Genomic DNA, 2,130 nt, shown 5'->3' with positions numbered 1-2,130 from the left:
GCCGGGGGCTTGGGGGGCGTCTTCGCGGGCGGCGCGGCCTGCAGGGCCAGGGACAGGACCAGGGCGAGGGTGCTCATGCGGATGTGCCTCGGGGCATGGGGAAGGGGAGGACTTCGCGGCCCTGTGTCTAACAGGGGCGCCCCGCCGCGCGCAGCGCTCCGGTTGCGCGCCGTTCACCCGCGTGCGATGCCGCCAGGGGCTCCTCATGAACCTGGACCTGAGACCCGCGCCCCCCGCCAGCGCCTTCCGCAAGCTCGCGCTGGGCACGTGGCGCGCACCCCGCGACCCGACCGCGTATGCCTCGCTGGAGGTCCGCATGGAGCCGGCCCTCGCGTTCATGGCCTCGCACCGCACCCGGACGGGTCGGCGCCTGACGGTGACGCACCTGGTGGCGAAGGCCGCCGCGGACGCGCTGCGCCTCCACCCCGAAGCGAACGTCGTGCTGCGTGGCAACCGCCCCTGGCAAAGGCGGGACGTGGGCGTCTGCGTGCTGGTGGTGCAGCCGGCGCAGGGCTCCTCGCGGGTGGACCTGACCACCGCCACCGTGCACCGCGCGGATGCACTGTCGCTGGAGGCCCTGACCGACGCGCTGGAGGCGAAGGTGTCGCGGGTGCGGGCGCGCGAGGACGTGGAGATTGAACGGGGCAAGCGCCGCTCGTCGCTCCTGCCCGGGTGGTTGATGGGCCCCGCGCTGCGGCTCTTGTCGTTCGTCTGGTACGGGCTGAACGTGGACCTGCGCTTCGTGGGCATGCCCTTCGACCCGTTCGGCTCCGTGGCGGTGACGAACCTGGGCTCGCTGGGCCTGGAGCAGGGCTTCGTCGCGATGGTGCCCTACACCCGCGTGCCCCTGCTGCTGGCCCCGGGCAAGGTGCGCGACGTGCCGGTGGTGGAGGCGGGCGCGCTGGTGCCCGGCAAGGCGATGACGCTCACCTGCACCTGGGACGCGCGCCTCATCGACGTGGACCTGGCGGCGCGGGTGCTCCGGCACATCGGCGGGGCGCTGGAGGACCCCCGGGGGTGGGATGCACCCGGGGCGGAAGCGCGGTAGAACGGGGACGTCACCTGGAGGTCACCGCCATGTCCGTGGATCCCTACCGTCGTGTCGGCTCGTCCCGCCCCGTGGGGCGCGTGCTGGGCGGCCAGGACCGTTTCGAGAAGGAAGCGCTGGAGGGCCCCGCGGAAGGGCCCCTCGCGATGGAGCGCCGCCAGCGCATGGCGGGAGGCCCCCTGCCGGTGAACGGCGAGAGCCCCTTCGCCGCGAAGCTGCGCAAGCTGGGCGCGTCGAACCCGGAGGGCGGCAAGGAAGGCTGAAGCCCGCGCCCTTGCGCGCTCAGACCTGCCCGGAGCCGCCGTCCACGAACAGCTCCGTGCCGTTGACGAAGCTGCTGTCGTCCGTGGCGAGGAACACCGCCACCTTGGCGACCTCGTCCGGTTCGCCCATGCGGCCCAGCGGGATGGTGTTCGTCAGGTGCTGCTTGAGCTGGGCCGCCGCGTTCGCGTCGGGCGCCAGCCCGTTGAGTCCCGGCGTGTCGATGGGGCCCGGGCTGAGGGTGTTCACGCGGATGCGGCGCTCCTTCAGGTCGGACGCCCAGGTCCGCGCGAACGAGCGGATGGCGGCCTTGGTGGCGCCGTAGACGCTGAAGGCCGGCGAGCCATCCGAGCCCGCGATGGAGCCCGTGAGGATGACGGATCCGCCATCCTTCAGGAGGGGGAGCGCCTTCTGCACGGAGAACAGCGTGCCCTTCACGTTGACGTCGAAGGTCTTGTCGAAGTGCGCCTCCGTGATGGAGCCCAGCGGCGCGAACTCCCCCAGGCCCGCGTTGGCGAACACCACGTCGATGTGCCCCGCCTGCTGCTTCACCACCGCGTAGAGCCGGTCCAGGTCCGCCATCACCGCCACGTCCCCCTGGACGCCCACCGCGCCGTGGCCAATCTCCTTCACCGCCCGGTCCACCTCCGCCTGCCGGCGGCCGGTGAGGAACACCTTCGCCCCTTCGTTGGCGAAGCGCTTCGCGGTCGCGAAGCCGATGCCCGTCGTCCCACCCGTCACGACCGCCACTTTTCCGTCGAGCCTGCCCATGGTCCTGCTCCTTCACGCGCGGAACCTTGCGCCCCGCGAAGCCCCTGCCC

General features: G+C 72.6%; 3 protein-coding genes. 2 read left to right on the top strand and 1 reads right to left on the bottom strand.

The features are described 5' to 3' along the window. Nucleotides 1-205 precede the first annotated feature (205 nt). Complete coding sequence (locus tag D7X74_RS41485) at nt 206-1,048, top strand: 2-oxo acid dehydrogenase subunit E2 (RefSeq protein WP_120538417.1); 843 nt, start codon at nt 206-208, stop codon at nt 1,046-1,048. A 29-nt stretch (nt 1,049-1,077) separates the two neighbouring features. After that, complete coding sequence (locus tag D7X74_RS41480) at nt 1,078-1,311, top strand: hypothetical protein (protein ID WP_120538416.1); 234 nt, start codon at nt 1,078-1,080, stop codon at nt 1,309-1,311. A gap of 19 nt (nt 1,312-1,330) precedes the next feature. Here the strand turns inward: D7X74_RS41480 and D7X74_RS41475 are convergent, their stop codons facing one another. After that, the gene (locus D7X74_RS41475) at nt 1,331-2,080 is read right to left on the bottom strand and encodes a glucose 1-dehydrogenase (RefSeq protein ID WP_120538415.1); all 750 of its coding nucleotides are present in this window, start codon (nt 2,078-2,080) and stop codon (nt 1,331-1,333) included. Nucleotides 2,081-2,130: the final 50 nt, after the last annotated feature.

Source organism: Corallococcus sp. CA047B (assembly GCF_003612065.1).
In the GTDB taxonomy this organism is placed as follows: domain Bacteria; phylum Myxococcota; class Myxococcia; order Myxococcales; family Myxococcaceae; genus Corallococcus; species Corallococcus praedator.
The sequence above is the reverse complement of the archived record's forward strand: the minus strand, read 5'-3'. Positions and strand labels throughout refer to the sequence as shown.